At 71.4% G+C, this 15,872-nt stretch carries 16 protein-coding genes; 2 read left to right on the top strand and 14 right to left on the bottom strand.

Translation table 11 applies throughout. From position 1 onward, the window contains the following. Positions 1 to 3 precede the first annotated feature (3 nt). The gene (gene murA, locus HDA31_RS04065; protein ID WP_178066239.1) at positions 4 to 1,440 is read right to left on the bottom strand and encodes a UDP-N-acetylglucosamine 1-carboxyvinyltransferase; all 1,437 of its coding nucleotides are present in this window, start codon (positions 1,438 to 1,440) and stop codon (positions 4 to 6) included. On the opposite strand from murA, the gene HDA31_RS04060 reads away from it, so the two are divergent. Continuing rightward, entirely contained in the window at positions 1,439 to 2,011 is a 573-nt protein-coding gene (locus tag HDA31_RS04060; RefSeq protein ID WP_074472777.1) for a cob(I)yrinic acid a,c-diamide adenosyltransferase, read from the top strand. The two genes, murA and HDA31_RS04060, sit on opposite strands and share 2 nt — an antisense overlap. Positions 2,012 to 2,312: 301 nt before the next feature. Here HDA31_RS04060 and HDA31_RS04055 read toward each other — a convergent pair whose 3' ends face one another. The 12 genes from HDA31_RS04055 to HDA31_RS04000 form a co-directional block, all read right to left on the bottom strand. Continuing rightward, positions 2,313 to 2,768 (bottom strand): DUF2550 domain-containing protein, encoded by a 456-nt coding sequence (locus HDA31_RS04055; protein ID WP_178066240.1) that lies wholly within the window; start codon positions 2,766 to 2,768, stop codon positions 2,313 to 2,315. 12 nt (positions 2,769 to 2,780) lie between these two features. Then, entirely contained in the window at positions 2,781 to 3,065 is a 285-nt protein-coding gene (locus HDA31_RS04050; protein ID WP_178066241.1) for a F0F1 ATP synthase subunit epsilon, read from the bottom strand. 125 nt (positions 3,066 to 3,190) lie between these two features. After that, positions 3,191 to 4,327 carry an LCP family protein gene (locus tag HDA31_RS04045; protein WP_178066242.1) on the bottom strand — a complete coding sequence of 379 codons (1,137 nt, stop codon included), beginning with the start codon at positions 4,325 to 4,327 and terminating at the stop codon, positions 3,191 to 3,193. Between the two features lie 213 nt (positions 4,328 to 4,540). Continuing rightward, positions 4,541 to 5,977: a F0F1 ATP synthase subunit beta gene (gene atpD, locus HDA31_RS04040; protein ID WP_178066243.1), complete on the bottom strand. Its 1,437-nt coding sequence runs from the start codon at positions 5,975 to 5,977 to the stop codon at positions 4,541 to 4,543. Beyond that, entirely contained in the window at positions 5,977 to 6,906 is a 930-nt protein-coding gene (locus tag HDA31_RS04035) for a F0F1 ATP synthase subunit gamma (protein ID WP_074472774.1), read from the bottom strand. Before HDA31_RS04035 ends, atpD begins: the two co-directional genes overlap by 1 nt. Positions 6,907 to 6,915: 9 nt before the next feature. Further along, positions 6,916 to 8,556 (bottom strand): F0F1 ATP synthase subunit alpha, encoded by a 1,641-nt coding sequence (gene atpA, locus HDA31_RS04030; protein WP_178066244.1) that lies wholly within the window; start codon positions 8,554 to 8,556, stop codon positions 6,916 to 6,918. Between the two features lie 103 nt (positions 8,557 to 8,659). Beyond that, a complete protein-coding gene (locus HDA31_RS04025; protein ID WP_178066245.1) occupies positions 8,660 to 9,481 on the bottom strand; it encodes a F0F1 ATP synthase subunit delta in 822 nt (273 codons plus the stop codon). After that, the gene (locus tag HDA31_RS04020) at positions 9,481 to 10,020 is read right to left on the bottom strand and encodes a F0F1 ATP synthase subunit B (RefSeq protein WP_043966052.1); all 540 of its coding nucleotides are present in this window, start codon (positions 10,018 to 10,020) and stop codon (positions 9,481 to 9,483) included. Before HDA31_RS04020 ends, HDA31_RS04025 begins: the two co-directional genes overlap by 1 nt. Positions 10,021 to 10,050: 30 nt before the next feature. Next, complete coding sequence (locus HDA31_RS04015) at positions 10,051 to 10,284, bottom strand: ATP synthase F0 subunit c (protein WP_178066246.1); 234 nt, start codon at positions 10,282 to 10,284, stop codon at positions 10,051 to 10,053. Positions 10,285 to 10,351: 67 nt separating this feature from the next. After that, complete coding sequence (gene atpB, locus HDA31_RS04010) at positions 10,352 to 11,149, bottom strand: F0F1 ATP synthase subunit A (RefSeq protein ID WP_007072697.1); 798 nt, start codon at positions 11,147 to 11,149, stop codon at positions 10,352 to 10,354. An 11-nt stretch (positions 11,150 to 11,160) separates the two neighbouring features. Next, complete coding sequence (locus HDA31_RS04005; protein ID WP_074472880.1) at positions 11,161 to 11,397, bottom strand: AtpZ/AtpI family protein; 237 nt, start codon at positions 11,395 to 11,397, stop codon at positions 11,161 to 11,163. A 181-nt stretch (positions 11,398 to 11,578) separates the two neighbouring features. Continuing rightward, the gene (locus HDA31_RS04000; RefSeq protein WP_178066247.1) at positions 11,579 to 12,010 is read right to left on the bottom strand and encodes a hypothetical protein; all 432 of its coding nucleotides are present in this window, start codon (positions 12,008 to 12,010) and stop codon (positions 11,579 to 11,581) included. Between the two features lie 78 nt (positions 12,011 to 12,088). Between HDA31_RS04000 and HDA31_RS03995 the strand changes: the two genes are divergently transcribed. Beyond that, the gene (locus HDA31_RS03995; RefSeq protein WP_178066248.1) at positions 12,089 to 13,588 is read left to right on the top strand and encodes an SDR family oxidoreductase; all 1,500 of its coding nucleotides are present in this window, start codon (positions 12,089 to 12,091) and stop codon (positions 13,586 to 13,588) included. 149 nt (positions 13,589 to 13,737) lie between these two features. Here HDA31_RS03995 and HDA31_RS03990 read toward each other — a convergent pair whose 3' ends face one another. After that, positions 13,738 to 15,858, bottom strand: a complete 2,121-nt coding sequence (locus HDA31_RS03990) for a transglycosylase domain-containing protein (protein ID WP_178066249.1) — start codon at positions 15,856 to 15,858, stop codon at positions 13,738 to 13,740. Between the last annotated feature and the right edge of the window lie 14 nt (positions 15,859 to 15,872).

Genomic DNA, 15,872 nt, shown 5'->3' with positions numbered 1-15,872 from the left:
CGCTCAGATCTCCAGGGCTGGTTCCTCCGGTACGCTGCCCCGCTCGACCTCCACGCCGAGCGCCCGCAGGTCGGCGACGAAGTCGGGGTAGCCGCGGTCGACATGGTGCACGTGGGAGACCTCGGTGACCCCGTCCGCGCAGAGCCCGGCGATGATCAGCCCCGCGCCGGCCCGGATGTCGGTGGCCCGCACGGGCGCGCCGGAGAGCCGGTCCCGGCCCCGCACGACGGCGTGGTGCCCGTCGGTCTTGATGTCCGCGCCGAGCCGCATCATCTCGTTGGCGAACATGAACCGGCCGTCGAAGATGTTCTCGGTGATCAGGGACGCGCCGTCGCTCACCGCCGCGAGGCCGATCGCCATCGGCAGCAGGTCCGTGGCGAACCCCGGGTACGGCAGGGTGACCACGTCGACGGACGTGGGCCGCTCGTCCATCCGTACCCGGAAGGCGTCGCCCCGGGTCTCCACCAGGCCGCCGGCGCAGACCAGCTTGTCCAGCGCGACCTCCAGGAAGCCCGGGTCGATGCCGGTGACGGTGACGTCCCCCCGGGTCATCGCGGCGGCGAACGCCCAGGTCCCGGCGACGATCCGGTCCCCCACCGTGGCGTGCCGCACCGGCCGCAGCTCGGGCACCCCGTCGATGTGCAGGGTGGAGGTGCCCTCCCCCTCGATGCGCGCGCCCATCCGGATCAGCATCGAGCAGATGTCGACGATCTCCGGCTCCCGGGCCGCGTTGTCGATCACCGTCGTGCCCTGGGCCAGCACGGCGGCCATCACCAGGTTCTCGGTGGCCCCGACGCTGGGGAAGTCGAGGACGATGTCCGCGCCGTGCAGGCCGTCCGGGGCGGCGGCGATGACGAAGCCGTGCTCGCCGGAGATGTCCGCACCCATCCGGGTCAGCCCGGCGACGTGCATGTCCAGCCCTCGGGAGCCGATGGCGTCCCCGCCGGGGTGGGCCACCCGGACGTACCCCCGGCGGGCCAGCAGCGGGCCCAGCACGCAGATGGACGCGCGCAGCCGACGGACGAGGTCGTAGTCGGCCTCCGCGCCGGGCAACTCGGGCACGTCGATGGCGACCGACCGGGACCGGGCCACGCCGCCCCGGGCCACCATCGGATCGACCGGCTCGTCGGCGTCGAAGCGGACGCCGCAGCCCAGCCGGCGCAGCACCTCGCCCATGATGGCGATGTCGGTGATGCGCGGGACGTTGGTGATCACGGTGCGGCCGGGGGCGAGCAGCGCGGCGGCCATCAGCTTGAGGGCCGAGTTCTTCGCCCCGACCACGTGCACCGTGCCGGCGAGGCGGGCGTCACCGGCGACGCGGATGACGTCGACGTCGTTGACCGCCGGGTCGCCGGCGTCGCCGGGGCCGAGCCCGGCGGGGCGCGCCGGGGCCGGTCGGGCGGGGATCGTCAGGTCCGGTATCCGTAGGCTGTGCGTCATGGCCGTCCACCTCACGCGCATCTACACCAAGGCCGGCGACGCCGGCATGACCAGGCTGAGCAACAACGAGCAGGTGCCCAAGACCGATCCGCGGATCGCCGCGTACGCGGACGTGGACGAGTGCAACGCCGCGATCGGGGTCGCGCTCGCCCTCGGCCAGCTCGACGACGAGTTGCGGACGGTGCTCGGGTCGATCCAGAACGACATGTTCGACGTGGGCGCCGACCTGTCCACGCCGGTGGAGCCGGATCCGAAGTATCCGCCGCTGCGGGTCACCGAGGAGTACGTGGAGCGGCTCGAAGGATGGTGCGACGAGTTCAACGCACGCCTGGGCAAGCTCGACTCCTTCATCCTCCCCGGCGGCACCGCGGGAGCGGCGCTGCTGCACGTGGCACGGACGATCGCCCGGCGGGCCGAGCGGGCGGCGTGGGCACTGGTCGCGCACGACCCCGACCGGACCAGCACCCTCCCGGCAAAGTATCTCAACCGGCTCTCCGATCTGCTCTTCATCCTGTCAAGAACGGCGAATCCGGCGGGCGACGTGCTATGGGTCCCGGGCGGCCAACGCTGACCCGTCTCCCCCTCGGATGATCGGGCGGCCAGCCGCTCACCAGCGGGCCCACCCGGTCGGCTGGGCCCGCCCACCTCGGGCCGGCAGAGTCCCCGCCCCTGCCCAACCGAAACCCACCCCGCCCCCGACACGCCCCCGACCACCGCGATCTTGCACTTGCGGCCCTCGGGATGCGCCTTTTGCCCCGTTCGCCGGGGCCCAAAGTGCAAGATCGCGCACGGGGCGGGGGGAGCGGGCGGGGCGGGCGGAGCGGGGTGGGGTGGGGTGGGGGCTTGCCGGAAAGCTTGGGGGGCGGGACGGGTTAGGCGGCGGGCCAGTCCTGGGGGGCCAGACGCGGCGAGGCCGCCCCGGGCGGGGCGGCCTCTAGCCAGGACAGGAAGCCCGTGACGGTGGAGCGGGCCATGGCGATCTCCACCGGCACGTGGCGACTGGCACAGCGCAGGATCACCCAGTCGGCGGGCATGGAGAGGCGTTCCTGCCCCTCGGGCAGCCGGCGGCGCTCCACGACCAGCGTCTTGCGGGAGAGCACCCGCTTGGGGCGCAGGGCGAGACTGAACATCCGGTACCACCGGAGTTCGTCACCGGCGAACCGGCCGAAACCCGGCGACCAGCCCCGCCCGTCGAGCACGGTGGTCACCCGGACGCTGAGCCGGATGATCCCACCGCTGCGGGTGACCAGCGCGCGCCGGAGGAAGAGGACGAACAGGGCCACGAGCACCGCGGCGACGCCGATTCCGATCCCTTCCACGATCTCCATCGGCGGGGCGGCTCAGCGGCTCTGCGCGGCGGTGACCGGGGTGGCGCTCTCGGCCAGCACGGTGACGCCCTCGCGGCTCACCGAGAGGAAGCCACCGGCCACCTCGTACGAGACCTGCTCGCCGCCGGAAAGCTTGATGCGGACCTGACCGGGCTCGGCGAGCTGCCCCAGCAGGGGCGCGTGCCCCGGCAGCACACCCAGCTCACCCTCGGTCGTGCGGGCGACGACCATCTCGGCCTCGCCGGACCAGACCTTCTCCTCGACGGCTACGAGCTCGACGTGAAGCTGCTGTGCCACGCTGTCTCCTTGCTGCGGCGGCGGATTGCCGAAAGTCTAGTCGCGCCCGTCGCGGGCCCCCAACGCGGGTGGCGTAAGCTGCGCCACCCGCGCCTGAGGAGCGCTCCGTTCGGCCCGGGGAAACGCTACTTCGTCTTGTTCCGGAAGTCCGGGTGCTCCAGCAGGAAGGCGTCGAGCTGTTCCTTCTCCAGGGCGGTGAAGAAGTCCTCCGCCTCGGGCCGCAGCCGCTCCCCCCGGTACGCCGACCCGGTGCCGATGTTCTCCCCCGGCAGCTTGATCAGCTCGACGTTGTTCGAGCGGATGTCCTTGAGCGCGATCGCGAAGTCGACCACGCTGTTGCCCCGGCCGTTGAAGATCAGCGACTGCCCGGCGGCCCGGATCACCTTGTCCAGCTTGATCGGGTTGGTCACCACGTCGGCGCTGAACGCCTGGTCGACCATCGCCTTGATGAACTGCTGCTGGTGCCGCTGCCGGCCGTAGTCGGCGTCGGGGACGCCGTTCTTCGGGTACCGCTGCCGGACGTAGTCCAGCGCCTGCCAGCCGCTGAGGTGCTGGTTGCCCTTCTTGTAGACCGCCTGCGGGCCGATGTAGCCCTCGCCGTTCGGGTTGCCCTTGCGGTGCACGCCGCTCGGCTCGCGGTGCTCGGAGCGCACCTCGCGCTCGATGTACATGTCGACGCCGCCCATCGCGTCGACGATCTTCTGGAAGCCGGTGAAGTTGATGATCGCACCCGCGTCGAAGCGGTCGATGCCGGTCACCTGCTGCACGGTCTTGGCCAGCAGCTCGAAGCCCCGGGCCGCGTCGGGATTCTGCCCCGGCACCCGGCTGCCGTACGACATGGCGGCGTTGAGCTTGTCGGTGCCGCCGTTGAAGTCCGCCTTGCTGAACCTCGGGATCTCGACCCGCAGGTCCCGGGGCAGCGAGAAGAGGTAGGCCCGGTCCAACTCGCTCGGGATGTGCAGGACCATGATCGAGTCGGCCAGCGGCGGGGTCTTCGCGTCGCGCGGGTCGATGCCGACCAGCAGGATGTTGAGCGGGCCCTTGATGTCGCTCTTGCGCTCCTGGGCGCCGGCGGCCTGGTCGCCGAACAGGTCGCCCTTGCCCACCGCGCCCTCGTAGCGGGCCATCAGCGCCTCGTAGCCGACCAGCACCGCGCCGCTGAGCAGCATGAGCACGGAACCGAAGATCGTGCACACCCGCGCCCAGCGGGGCACCCGGGACCACGCCGACGGTTTCTTCCTGCCGCCCTTACCCACGAGCATCTCCGTTCGTCACGCCCACGAAGTGGAGACGGGCGCACGCAGCCGAAAAGTTGCAACGATGTTCACTCGTCCGGGGGACGGCGTGAGTCGACGGTACCTCGCGTTCGGCCGAGCCGCCGATCAGCGACCGGACAGCGGAGATCATAGGGCCTGTAGATGAACGAGGGCCGCCCCGGATGTTTCCGGGACGGCCCTCGACAGTGTGACGTGCGTCTAGCTCTTCATCAGCTCCGCGGCCTTGCGCTCCAGGTCCTCCAGGCCACCGCACATGAAGAAGGCCTGCTCGGGGAAGTGGTCGTACTCACCCTCGCTGATCTTCTTGAACGCCTCGATGGTCTCGGCGATCGGGACCGTCGAGCCCGGCACGCCGGTGAACTGCTCAGCGGCGTAGGTGTTCTGCGACAGGAAGCGCTCGATGCGCCGCGCGCGCTGCACGGTGATCTTGTCTTCCTCGGAGAGCTCCTCGATGCCGAGGATGGCGATGATGTCCTGCAGGTCCTTGTACTTCTGCAGGATCCGCTTGACCTCGGTGGCCACCGCGAAGTGCTCGGCGCCGACGAACTCCGGGGCGAGGATCCGGGACGAGGACGCCAGCGGGTCCACGGCCGGGTAGATGCCCTTGTCGGAGATCGACCGCTCCAGGTTGGTGGTCGCGTCGAGGTGGGCGAACGTGGTGGCCGGGGCGGGGTCGGTGTAGTCGTCCGCCGGCACGTAGATCGCCTGGAGCGAGGTGATGGCCTGGCCCCGGACGGAGGTGATCCGCTCCTGGAGCTCGCCCATCTCGTCGGCCAGGGTCGGTTGGTAACCCACGGCGCTCGGCATCCGGCCGAGCAGGGTGGACACCTCGGAACCGGCCTGGGTGAAGCGGAAGATGTTGTCGATGAAGAGCAGCACCTCCTGCTTCTTCACGTCGCGGAAGTACTCCGCCATGGTCAGCGCGGACAGGGCGACGCGCAGCCGGGTGCCCGGCGGCTCGTCCATCTGGCCGTAGACCAGCGCGGTCTTGTCGATGACGCCGGACTCGGTCATCTCGGCGATGAGGTCGTTGCCCTCACGGGTGCGCTCACCCACGCCGGCGAAGACCGACGTGCCACCGAAGTTCCGCGCCACCCGGGTGATCATCTCCTGGATGAGCACCGTCTTGCCCACGCCCGCGCCGCCGAACAGGCCGATCTTGCCGCCCTTGACGTACGGGGCGAGCAGGTCGATGACCTTGATGCCGGTCTCCAGCATCTCGGTCTTCGGCTCCAGGTCCGCGAAGGCCGGGGCCTTGCGGTGGATGCCCCAGTGGTCGTCGGGGCTGAGCGTCTCGCCCTCGGTGAGGTTGAGGCACTCGCCGATGGCGTTGAACACGTGGCCCTTGACGGTGTCGCCCACCGGCACGGTGATCGGCGAGCCGGTGTCGCGCACCTCGGCGCCGCGCACCAGGCCGTCGGTCGGCTGCATCGAGATGGCGCGGATCAGGTTGTCGCCCAGGTGCTGGGCGACCTCCAGGGTCAGCGTCTTCTCGCCGCCGGAGAGGCTCACCTGGACGTTCAGGGCGTTGAACAGGGGCGGCATGGCGTCGCGCGGGAACTCGGCGTCGACGACCGGGCCGATGACCCGGACCACCCGACCGGTGGCCGTCTTGGTCTCTACTGGGGCAGTCATCACACTTCACTTCCCGACGCGGCGAGCGCGTTCGCGCCGCCGACGATCTCGCTGATCTCCTGGGTGATCCCGGCCTGGCGGGCCGAGTTCATCTCACGCGTGTACTTCTCGATCATCTCTTCGGCGTTGTCGGTGGCGCTCTTCATCGCCCGCCGACGCGACGCCGACTCGCTCGCCGCCGACTCCAGCAACGCCGCGTAGATCCGCGTGTTGATGTACTTCGGCAGGAGCGCGTCGAGCAGCGCCTCCGCCTCCGGCTCGAACTCGTACGCCGGGAGCAGGCCCTCGGACTTGGGCCGGTCCTCGACCTGCATCGGGCCGATGACCTTCGTGACCGGGGTCTGGGTCATCAGGGAGTGGAACTCGGTGTAGACGATGTGCAGCTCGTCGACCCCGAGCACCCCGTCCGGCCCGGCGGAGCCGTCGGTGTCGTCCGCGCCGGCGGTGAACGCCTTGATCAGCGTCTCACCGACCTCGCGGGCGTCGGCGAACGTCGGCTGCTCCGAGAAGCCCGTCCAGTTCGCCTCGATCGGCCGGTCGCGGAACCGGTAGAACCCGACGCCCTTGCGCCCGATGACGTAGAGCACGGGCTCCTTGCCCTCGGCGCGCAGCCGGGCGATCAGCGACTCCGCCGTCTTGATCGCGTTGGAGCTGTAACCGCCGGCCAGGCCCCGGTCGGCGGTCACCAGCAGGACGCCCGCCCGCCGCACCCGCTCGCGCGGGGTGAGCAGCGGGTGGTCGATCCGGGCGTTGGACGCCAGCGCGGTGAGCACGCCGGTGATGGCCTGGGCGTACGGCAGGGACGCCTCCACCCGGGCCTGGGCCTTGGCGATCCGGCTCGTCGCCACGAGCTCCATCGCCTTGGTGATCTTCTTCATCCCCTTCGCCGAGCGGATCCGTTGACGAAGAACGCGTACCTGGGCCGCCATGAGTCAGCCCTACTGCTTCTCGGCGTTGTCGCGGTAGCGGGTCACCGTCTCGCGGTCCACGTCGCCCTCCAGCGGGGCGGCCGGGGCCTCGTTGATCCGGGGCTCGTCCTCCTTGCCCAGGAACGTCTGCTTGAAGCTCACGATGGCCTGGTCGAGGGAGGAGATCACCTCGTCGTCCCACTTGTTGTCGGCGATCGCCGCGAGGGTGCCCTCGTGCTTGTGCCGCAGGTACTGGAGGAACTCGGACTCGAACCGGCGGACCTCGCCGACGGGGATGTCGTCGAGCTTGCCCTCGGTGCCGGCCCAGACGGAGACGACCTGCTCCTGCACCGGGAACGGCGAGTAGTTCGGCTGCTTGAGCAGCTCGACCAGGCGGGAGCCGCGCTCCAGCTGGGCGCGGGAGGCCTTGTCCAGGTCGGAGGCGAAGGCGGCGAACGCCTCCAGCTCACGGAACTGGGCGAGGTTGAGCCGCAGCGAGCCGGCGACCTTCTTCATCGGCTTCACCTGGGCGGCGCCGCCGACCCGGGAGACCGAGGTGCCGACGTTGATGGCCGGCCGGACGCCCTGGTTGAACAGGTCCGTCTCCAGGAAGATCTGGCCGTCGGTGATGGAGATGACGTTGGTCGGGATGAAGGCCGAGATGTCGTTGGCCTTCGTCTCGATGATCGGCAGGCCGGTCATCGAGCCGCCGCCCAGCTCGTCGGAGAGCTTCGCGCAGCGCTCCAGCAGGCGGGAGTGCAGGTAGAAGACGTCACCCGGGTACGCCTCGCGGCCCGGCGGGCGGCGCAGCAGCAACGACACGGCGCGGTACGCCTCGGCCTGCTTGCTCAGGTCGTCGAAGACGATGAGGACGTGCTTGCCGCCGTACATCCAGTGCTGCCCGATGGACGAGCCGGTGTAGGGCGCGAGGTACTTGAAGCCGGCCGGGTCGGACGCCGGGGAGGCCACGATGGTGGTGTACTCCATCGCGCCCGCCTCCTCCAGGATGCCCTTGATCGAGGCGATCGTGGAGGCCTTCTGGCCGATGGCGACGTAGATGCAGCGGACCTGCTTCTTCGGGTCGCCGGAGCGCCAGTTGTCCCGCTGGTTGAGGATGGTGTCCAGGGCGACCGTGGTCTTGCCGGTCTTGCGGTCGCCGATGATCAGCTGCCGCTGGCCCCGGCCGATCGGGGTCATGGCGTCGACCGCCTTGATACCGGTCTGCAGCGGCTCGTCCACGGACTGCCGGGCCATCACGTTCGGGGCCTGGAGCTCCAGCTCGCGGAAGCCCTCGTTGGCGATGTCACCGAGGCCGTCGATCGGCTGGCCGAGCGCGTTGACCACGCGGCCGAGGAAGGCGTCGCCGACCGGCACCGAGAGCACCCGGCCGGTGCGCTTGACGCGCTGGCCCTCTTCGAGCTTGGCGGAGTCACCGAGAACGACGACGCCGATCTCCCGGACGTCGAGATTCAGCGCCACGCCGAGCGTGCCGTCCTCGAACTCCAGGAGCTCGTTGGTCATGGTCGAGGGCAGGCCCTCGACGTGGGCGATGCCGTCGCCGGTGTCGGCGACGGTGCCGACCTCCTCGCGGGAGACGTCGGGCGAGTAGGAGGAGACGTAGCGCTCCAGGGCGCCGCGGATCTCCTCCGTCGAGATGGTCAGCTCGGCCATCCTCTGCTTCCTTAAGTATCAGGGGCCCGGGGATACCTAGTACCGACCGGTCCGAATGGCGTCTGTCAATCCAGGCGTTCGCGGTGTGCCAGCGGGACGCCGGTCAGCGCTTCGCGAGCGCGTTGCGGGTCTCGTTGAGGCGGCGCAGGACGGTGCCGTCGTACAGGTCGGACCCGACCCGGACGCTGACGCCGCCGAGGACCGAGGGGTCGACCGTCTGCTTGACGGAGACCTCCCGACCGTACATCGCGGAGAGGCGGGCACCGAGCCGGCGCTCGTCCTCGTCGCTCAACGGGGCCGCCACGGTCACGTACGCGACCTGCCGGTCCCGCCGGTCGGCGGTCAGCTCGACCAGCCGGGTCAGCGAGCCGGTGAAGGAGCGCCCGCCAAACCCGTTCAGCGCCACCTCGACGAGGCGGACGGTGACCGGGCGGGCCTTGCCGGCGAGCAGCTCGCGGGCCAGCTCGGCCCGCCGCTCGGCCGGGCCGACCGGGTCGGACAGCGCCGCCGACAGCGCGGGCTGGCCGGCGACCACCTGACCGAAGCGGAACAGCTCGTCCTCGACCTCGCCCAGGTCACCGGCCGCGTCGGCGCTGGCCAGCAGCGCCTCCACGCCGAGACGCTCGACACCGTCGAGCAGCTCCGACGGCGCCGACCACCGGCCGGAGACCAGCCCGGTGAGCAGGTCGAGCGCGTCCGCGCCGACCTTGCCCCGGAGCATGTCCCCCAGCAACCCGGCGCGGTCCGCGCCCGGCCGGGCCGGGTCGGACAGCGCCCGGCGCAGCCGCGGCTCGCGCCGCAGCAGGCCGGCGACGGCGAGCAGGTCGTCGGCGGTGGCGGCCACCGCCGACGGCTCCGCACCCCGCGCGTACGCCGCCAGGCGCTCGGTCGCGGCCTGGTACGACTCCCGGCTGGCGGCCTGCATCAGCGGGCCCCCGCGCTCTCGAGGTCGCTGAGGAAGCGGTCGACGGTGCCCTTGCGGCGGGCCTCGTCGGCCAGCGACTCACCGACGATCTTGCTGGCCAGGTCGACCGCGATCGTGCCGACCTCCGTGCGCAGCTCGCGCACGATGGTGGCCCGCTCGGCGGCGAGCTGCTCCTTGCCGGCGGCGATGATGCGGTCGGACTCCTCCCGCGCCTTGGCGAGGATGTCCTGCCGGATGCCCTCCGCGTCGGCCCGGGCGTCGTCCCGGATCTTCGCGGCGTCGGTGCGCGCCTCGGCGAGCTGCGCACGGTATTGCTCAAGGAGCTGGTTGGCCTCGGCCTGGGCGGCCTCGGCACGCTTGATGCCACCCTCGATCGCGTCGACCCGGGCCTGGAACGTCTGCTCCATGCGCGGGAAGACGAACTTCATCAGCACGATGCAGAGCAGGATGAAGGCGATGCCACCGACCACGATCTCCTGCCAGATCGGGATGATCGGGTTGTGCGTCGACTCACCACCCTCTGCGGCGAGCAGGTACATGGGAGACCTCCCGGTCAAAGGGGGGCGGGTTTAGAGCTGGCCCTGCCAGATGAAGCCGAAGGCGATGCCGAGCAGCGCGAGCGCCTCGATGACGGCGAAGCCGATCCAGACGTACGGCAGGGTCATCCGGGACGACTCCGGCTGCCGGGCGGTCGACTGGATGTAGGCGGCGAAGACCAGGCCGACACCGATGCCCGGGCCGATGGCCGCGAGACCGTAGCCGATGGCGGCGGTGCTGCCCTCTACCGCGGCGATGAAGTCCATTAGTGGGTTCCTCCTGGTTATCACGCGTGACTCTCACGCGGGACGACAACGGGTGGTACGAGGTTGATCAGTGCTCGTCGGCGAGCGCGCCCTGCACGTAGCTGGCGGTGAGCACCGTGAAGACGTATGCCTGCAGGCAGATGACCAGGAACTCGAGGAAGGTGAGCGCGATGGTCATCACCCACGAGAGCACCGAGACCGGGGCCAGCCAGGCGTTGGCGCTGAGCATCGCGAACCCGCCGAGCGTGAAGACCAGCAGGAGCATGTGGCCGGCGAACATGTTCGCGAAGAGACGGACGGCCAGCGAGAACGGCCGGACCAGGAAGGTCGAGAAGAACTCGATCGGGATCAGCAGCGGCAGGATGTACCACGGTGCCGGCGGGATCAGGGAGTTCTTGACGAACTTGCCGAAACCGTGGTGCCGGATGCCCACCCAGATGAACATCACGTAGCTGATCACGGCGAGGAAGGCCGGGAAGGCGATGTGCGAGTTCGGCGAGATCTGGAACAGCGGCACGATCGCGAAGAAGTTGGTCAGCAGGATGAAGCAGAACAGCGTCGTGAAGTACGGCGCGAACCGCACCCCCGCGTGCCCGATCATCTCGACGGCGATGTTGTTGCGCACGAAGCCGTAGATGGACTCGGCGAGCCACTGCTTCTTCGTCGGCACCAGCTGTGGCTTCCGGTAGGTCGCCAGGAAGAAGATGATCAGGACGCCGACGGCGATCCAGACCATGGCCGTGATCTTGGTGAACCAGTAGGAGTCGTGCGCACCCCAGGGCAGGATGCTGGGCAGGTAGAAGTCCTCCACGCTGGGTGGGAATGCCGCCTGGCCCGCTGCCAGGACGTTCGCCTGTCCGAACACCGCGTCCCTTCCTAAGTAGGCGTGCCGAGTCGGCGGACGACCAGGATGATCCCCCCGGCCATGCCGAGCACGACGCCGATCCCGGTGGCGATGCCGCCGGTGTCGAGCCACTGGTCGACCAGCCAGCCGATGAAACCCCAGACGAGCATGCCCCCGATGAGGTACGAGAGCGCGGTCCAACCCTGGCCGGCACCGGTCGGAATGTCGTCCGGGCCGCCGCTGGGTCGGGGGTTTTGGTCACCAGCCATGACGGGGCGAACGATATCAGTCGGGAAAACGAGGCTGTGCCTCACCCCCCGCACAACCGTGGTTGTGTGGGCGTCGGGCGGGCGCGTCGTCTGTGGGCACGCTACTCCCCTTGCGCCACCGAATGAACGACCGGTGTCGGACACAATCGCGCGTCGTACCGAAACGTGGGACGCTGGAACCTCAGCCCCTGCTCCGGCGCGCGTGCACCGTGCTGATCCACCAGATGTGCGCGCCGGTCCAGACGACCACGCCGACGGCGATGCCCAGGCAGAGCGGGACCACGCCCGCCCAGCCCGTCGAGGCGACCGCCACCATCACGCCACCCAGGAGGGTGAACTTCGCGACGTACAGGCCCACCCCGAACGGCAGCACGAGCTGCGGGTTACGCGCGTCCGCCCAGGCCAGGACCACGGTGGTGAGGACGTAGCTGGCCATCGTGACCGCGACACCGACCGCCACGCCGAGCGCCGCGTCGGCCCCGCCGAGGACGCCGCCGGCCGCCGTGCCCAGCGCCGCCACCGCGGCCGAGACGGCCAGCAGCACCGGCAGGTGGCGCAGCCGCCAGCCCCGGTCGTCGGCCGCCGGCTCCGCGGCCACCCCGGGCTCAGCCACGGGAGCACTCCGGCCCCCGGAAGGTGCTCCTCGCGTTCTCCACAGCGAACGAGTCTACGGAGCCGCACACTGGAGGCCGTGAGATGCCTCGTCACCGGCGCGACCGGGTACATCGGCGGGCGGCTCGCGCCCCTGCTGCTCGCCGAGGGGCACCAGGTGCGCTGCCTGGCCCGGCACGCCGGTCGGCTGCGCGACGTGCCGTGGGCGGAGCGGGCCGAGATCGCCGAGGGCGACCTGCGCAAGCCGGAGACCCTGCCGGCCGCGTTCGCGGACGTGGACGTCGCCTACTACCTGGTGCACTCGCTCGGGCAGGCCGGCTTCGAGGCCGCCGACCGGGAGGCCGCGGTCGCCTTCGCCGACGCGGCGCGCGCCGCGGGCGTACGCCGGATCGTCTACCTCGGCGGCCCCGAGCCGAAGGGCGACGACGGCCTCCCGTCGGCGCACCTGCGGTCCCGGGCCGAGGTCGGCCGGATCCTGCTCGACAGCGGGGTGCCCACGGCGGTGCTCCGGGCGGCGATCATCATCGGGTCCGGCTCGGCGTCGTTCGAGATGCTGCGCCACCTCACCGAGCGGCTGCCCGCCATGGTCACGCCGCGCTGGGTGCGCAACCGGATCCAGCCGATCGCCGTGCGGGACGTGCTGCACTACCTGGTCGGCTGCGCCGCCCTGCCGCCGCAGGTCAACCGGACGTTCGACATCGGCGGCCCCGACGTGCTCACCTTCGGCGACATGATGCAGCGCTACGCCCGGGTGGCCGGGCTGCGCCGGCGGCTCATCCTGCCGGTCCGGCCGCTGACCCCGTCGCTGTCGTCGCACTGGGTCGGCCTGATCACCCCCGTGCCCAACGCGATCGCCCGGCCGCTGGTGGAGAGCCTGGTCCACGAGGCGGTCGCCCACGAGCACGACATCGCGGCGTACGTGCCGGACCCGCCCGGCGGGCTGACCGGCTTCGACCGGGCGGTCGAGCTGGCGCTCGCGCGGGTCCGCGACGCGCAGGTGGAGACCCGCTGGTCCACCGCCAGCGGGCCGGACGCCCCAGCCGAGCCGCTGCCCAGCGACCCGAAGTGGTCCGGCGGCACGGCGTACACGGACGTGCGGGAGCGGGCCGTGCGCGCCCCGGCCGACGCGCTGTGGCGGGTGATCGAGGGCGTCGGCGGCGAGAACGGGTGGTATTCGTTCCCGCTGGCCTGGGCGGTACGCGGCTGGCTGGACCGGCTGGCCGGCGGGGTGGGGCTGCGCCGGGGCCGGCGCGACCCGCACCGGCTGCGCGTCGGCGAGGCGCTGGACTTCTGGCGGGTCGAGGAGATCGTCCCGGGCGAACTGCTGCGGCTGCGCGCCGAGATGCGGCTGCCCGGCCGGGCCTGGCTGGAGATGCGCGCCGAGCCGACCGGGGACGGCACCAGCCGGTACGTCCAGCGCGCGGTCTTCCTGCCGAGGGGCCTGCCCGGGCACGCCTACTGGGGCGCGGTGTTCCCGTTCCACGCGATCGTCTTCGGCGGCATGGCGAGGAACATCGCCCGAGGCGCGGAAGCCCTCCCGTCGGCGGCCGACGACCCTTCGCGCGCCCTACGAAGCTGAGTCGAACACGACATCACCCCCCACGCGTCGTCGCAGCGCCGCGCGCCCCGGAGCCGGGCGCGGAGGTCGGGCAGATCTTGGAGGATTTCGGCCCCTTGAGGGGCCCGTTGTTTCCAAGACCCCCCATTTCCTCGGTTCATGAGCCACGGTCAGTTGCCGGCGCGGGGGGCCGTGGCGTGTCGGGCCACCGACTCGCTCGGTGGGACGAAGTCACGCACCGGCTGGCCCTGGAGGGTGTCGTAGAGGATGCGCCCCACCACGTCGACCAGTTGGGCCTGGACCGCCCGGCCGACCGCGTCGCGGGGATCGTCCGGGTTCGCGGCGATCGAGGCGACGGCGAGCTGCGGCGTGAACGCGACGACGGTCTCCGTGCCGTTCCCCTCCGAGCTGCCGGTCTTGCCGGCCACCGGCCGACCCAGCCGGGCGCGCAGGTCCGGGGCGGTGCCGCCGGCGCAGCCGCCGTACATCGACTGGTCGCCGACCGGGCACCGGGCCGCGTCGGCCGCGCCCCGGGCCACGTCCGTGTCGAGCACCTGCCGGCAGTCCGGGCGTCCGGCGGCGACCTCCCGCCCGGCGGCGTCAAGGATCCGCACCACCGGCGTGGGCGCGCACCACATCCCCTCGGCGGCCACCGCCGCGTACGCCCCGGCGAGGTCGAGCGGGGTGGTCGCGGCGACGCCCAGCGTGAACGGGCCCCAGTCCCGCGCGCCGTAGCGGGCCATCCTGGCGTCGGGCTCGGCGCGCAGCCGGATGCCGAGCCGTTCGGCCATCTCCACCACCCGGTCCGCGCCGACCCGCTCGGTGAGCCAGGCGAAGTAGGTGTTCACCGACCGGCCGAACGCGTCCCACATGGTCCGGTAGCCGTCCATCCCGAGCGGGTCGGCGTTGACCGGGCACCAGCGGCCCCGGCAGTCGGCGGTGCCGCCGGTCACCGGGAAGCGGGTGACGATGCGGGACGGCGCGTCGAACAGGGTGTCCAGCGGCAGGCCCGCCTCCAGCGCCGCAAGCACCGCGAAGATCTTGAACGTCGACCCGGCCTGGTAACCGGTGATGGCCCCGCCCCCGGCGACGAGCTGGTTGACGGTGTTCGGCCGGTTGCGCCACCCTTGCGGGTTCTCCTCGACGCTGTAGTTGCGGTTCACCGCGAGGGCGAGCACCCGGCCGGTGCCGGGCTGCACCACGGCGGTCGGCGCGGCGCGGGGGTCGTCGACGTCGTAGACGCCGAGCACCTGCTCGGTGGCGGTCCGCTGCACGGCCGGGTCGAGCGAGGTGACGATCCGGAAACCGCCCCGGCGCAGGGTGCGCTGCCGCTCGTCGGCGGTGGCGCCGAACGCCGGCTGCTCGCCCCACCAGCGGGTGAACCAGTCGCAGAAGAAGCCCCAGTCGTTGTGCTCCTGCGGGACTGCCGTGCAGTCGTTCGGCGTGGCGCTGGGCTTCAGCTTGAGCGGCTCGGCCTTCGCCGCCTCGGCCGCCTCGGGCGCGACCTGGCCGGTCTCGACCATCCGGTCCAGCACGTACGCCCGGCGGGCCAGCGCCGCGTCGGCGTCGCCGTTGATCGGGTCGTCGGTGTCCGGCGAGCGGACCAGGCCGGCCAGCAGGGCCGACTCGGCCAGGGTGAGCTTCGCCGGTGACTTCGAGAAGTAGCGCTTGCTGGCGGCCCCCACCCCGTAGGCTCCGGCGCCGAAGTAGGCGATGTTGAGGTAGCCGGCGAGGATCTGGTCCTTGCTCAGCTCGCGCTCCACCGCCAGGGCGTACCGCATCTCCTTGACCTTGCGGGTGAGGGTGACCTCGGTGGCCTTGGCCCGCTGCTCCTCGGTGAGGGCGGGGTCGCCGGCAAGCACGTTGCGCACGTACTGCATGGTCAGGGTCGACGCGCCCTGCCGGGGCGCGCCGTCGCGGCGGTTGGCGGTGAACGCCCGGACGACGCCGCGCGGGTCCACGCCCTTGTGCTCGTAGAAGCGCACGTCCTCGGCGGCGACGACGGCCTGGCGCATCGCCGGCGCCACCTGGGCCAGCGGCACGTCGACGCGGTCCTCGGTGTAGAAGGACGTGATCAGGGTGCGGCCGTCGTTGGCGTAGAGGGTGGACCGTTGCGCCGTGGGCGGCGTGAGCAGCGACGCCGGCAGCTCCGACCACGGCTCGGTGATGCCCCGGATGCCGATCCCGAAGACCAGGGCGGCCGGCAGCGCCGCCACGGCGAGCGCCAGCCCGGCGAGCACGCCGGCCAGCACGATGGTCATGAGCTTGTGGAGACGACGGGCCCGGATCATCAGCTCTCCCCGCA

It is taken from the genome of Micromonospora carbonacea (assembly GCF_014205165.1).
GTDB classification, from domain to species: Bacteria; Actinomycetota; Actinomycetes; order Mycobacteriales; family Micromonosporaceae; genus Micromonospora; species Micromonospora carbonacea.
The sequence above is the reverse complement of the archived record's forward strand: the minus strand, read 5'-3'. Positions and strand labels throughout refer to the sequence as shown.

Excerpts from the sequence above, each read along its gene's own strand:
- HDA31_RS04060 (WP_074472777.1), top strand. The coding sequence starts at position 1,439 with ATGGCCGTCCACCTCACGCGCATCTACACCAAGGCCGGCGACGCCGGC.
- murA (WP_178066239.1), bottom strand. The coding sequence starts at position 1,440 with ATGACGCACAGCCTACGGATACCGGACCTGACGATCCCCGCCCGACCG.
- HDA31_RS04055 (WP_178066240.1), bottom strand. The coding sequence starts at position 2,768 with ATGGAGATCGTGGAAGGGATCGGAATCGGCGTCGCCGCGGTGCTCGTG.
- HDA31_RS04045 (WP_178066242.1), bottom strand. The coding sequence starts at position 4,327 with ATGCTCGTGGGTAAGGGCGGCAGGAAGAAACCGTCGGCGTGGTCCCGG.
- atpD (WP_178066243.1), bottom strand. The coding sequence starts at position 5,977 with ATGACTGCCCCAGTAGAGACCAAGACGGCCACCGGTCGGGTGGTCCGG.
- HDA31_RS04035 (WP_074472774.1), bottom strand. The coding sequence starts at position 6,906 with ATGGCGGCCCAGGTACGCGTTCTTCGTCAACGGATCCGCTCGGCGAAG.
- atpA (WP_178066244.1), bottom strand. The coding sequence starts at position 8,556 with ATGGCCGAGCTGACCATCTCGACGGAGGAGATCCGCGGCGCCCTGGAG.
- HDA31_RS04025 (WP_178066245.1), bottom strand. The coding sequence starts at position 9,481 with ATGCAGGCCGCCAGCCGGGAGTCGTACCAGGCCGCGACCGAGCGCCTG.
- HDA31_RS04020 (WP_043966052.1), bottom strand. The coding sequence starts at position 10,020 with ATGTACCTGCTCGCCGCAGAGGGTGGTGAGTCGACGCACAACCCGATC.
- HDA31_RS04015 (WP_178066246.1), bottom strand. The coding sequence starts at position 10,284 with ATGGACTTCATCGCCGCGGTAGAGGGCAGCACCGCCGCCATCGGCTAC.
- HDA31_RS04005 (WP_074472880.1), bottom strand. The coding sequence starts at position 11,397 with ATGGCTGGTGACCAAAACCCCCGACCCAGCGGCGGCCCGGACGACATT.
- HDA31_RS03990 (WP_178066249.1), bottom strand. The coding sequence starts at position 15,858 with ATGATCCGGGCCCGTCGTCTCCACAAGCTCATGACCATCGTGCTGGCC.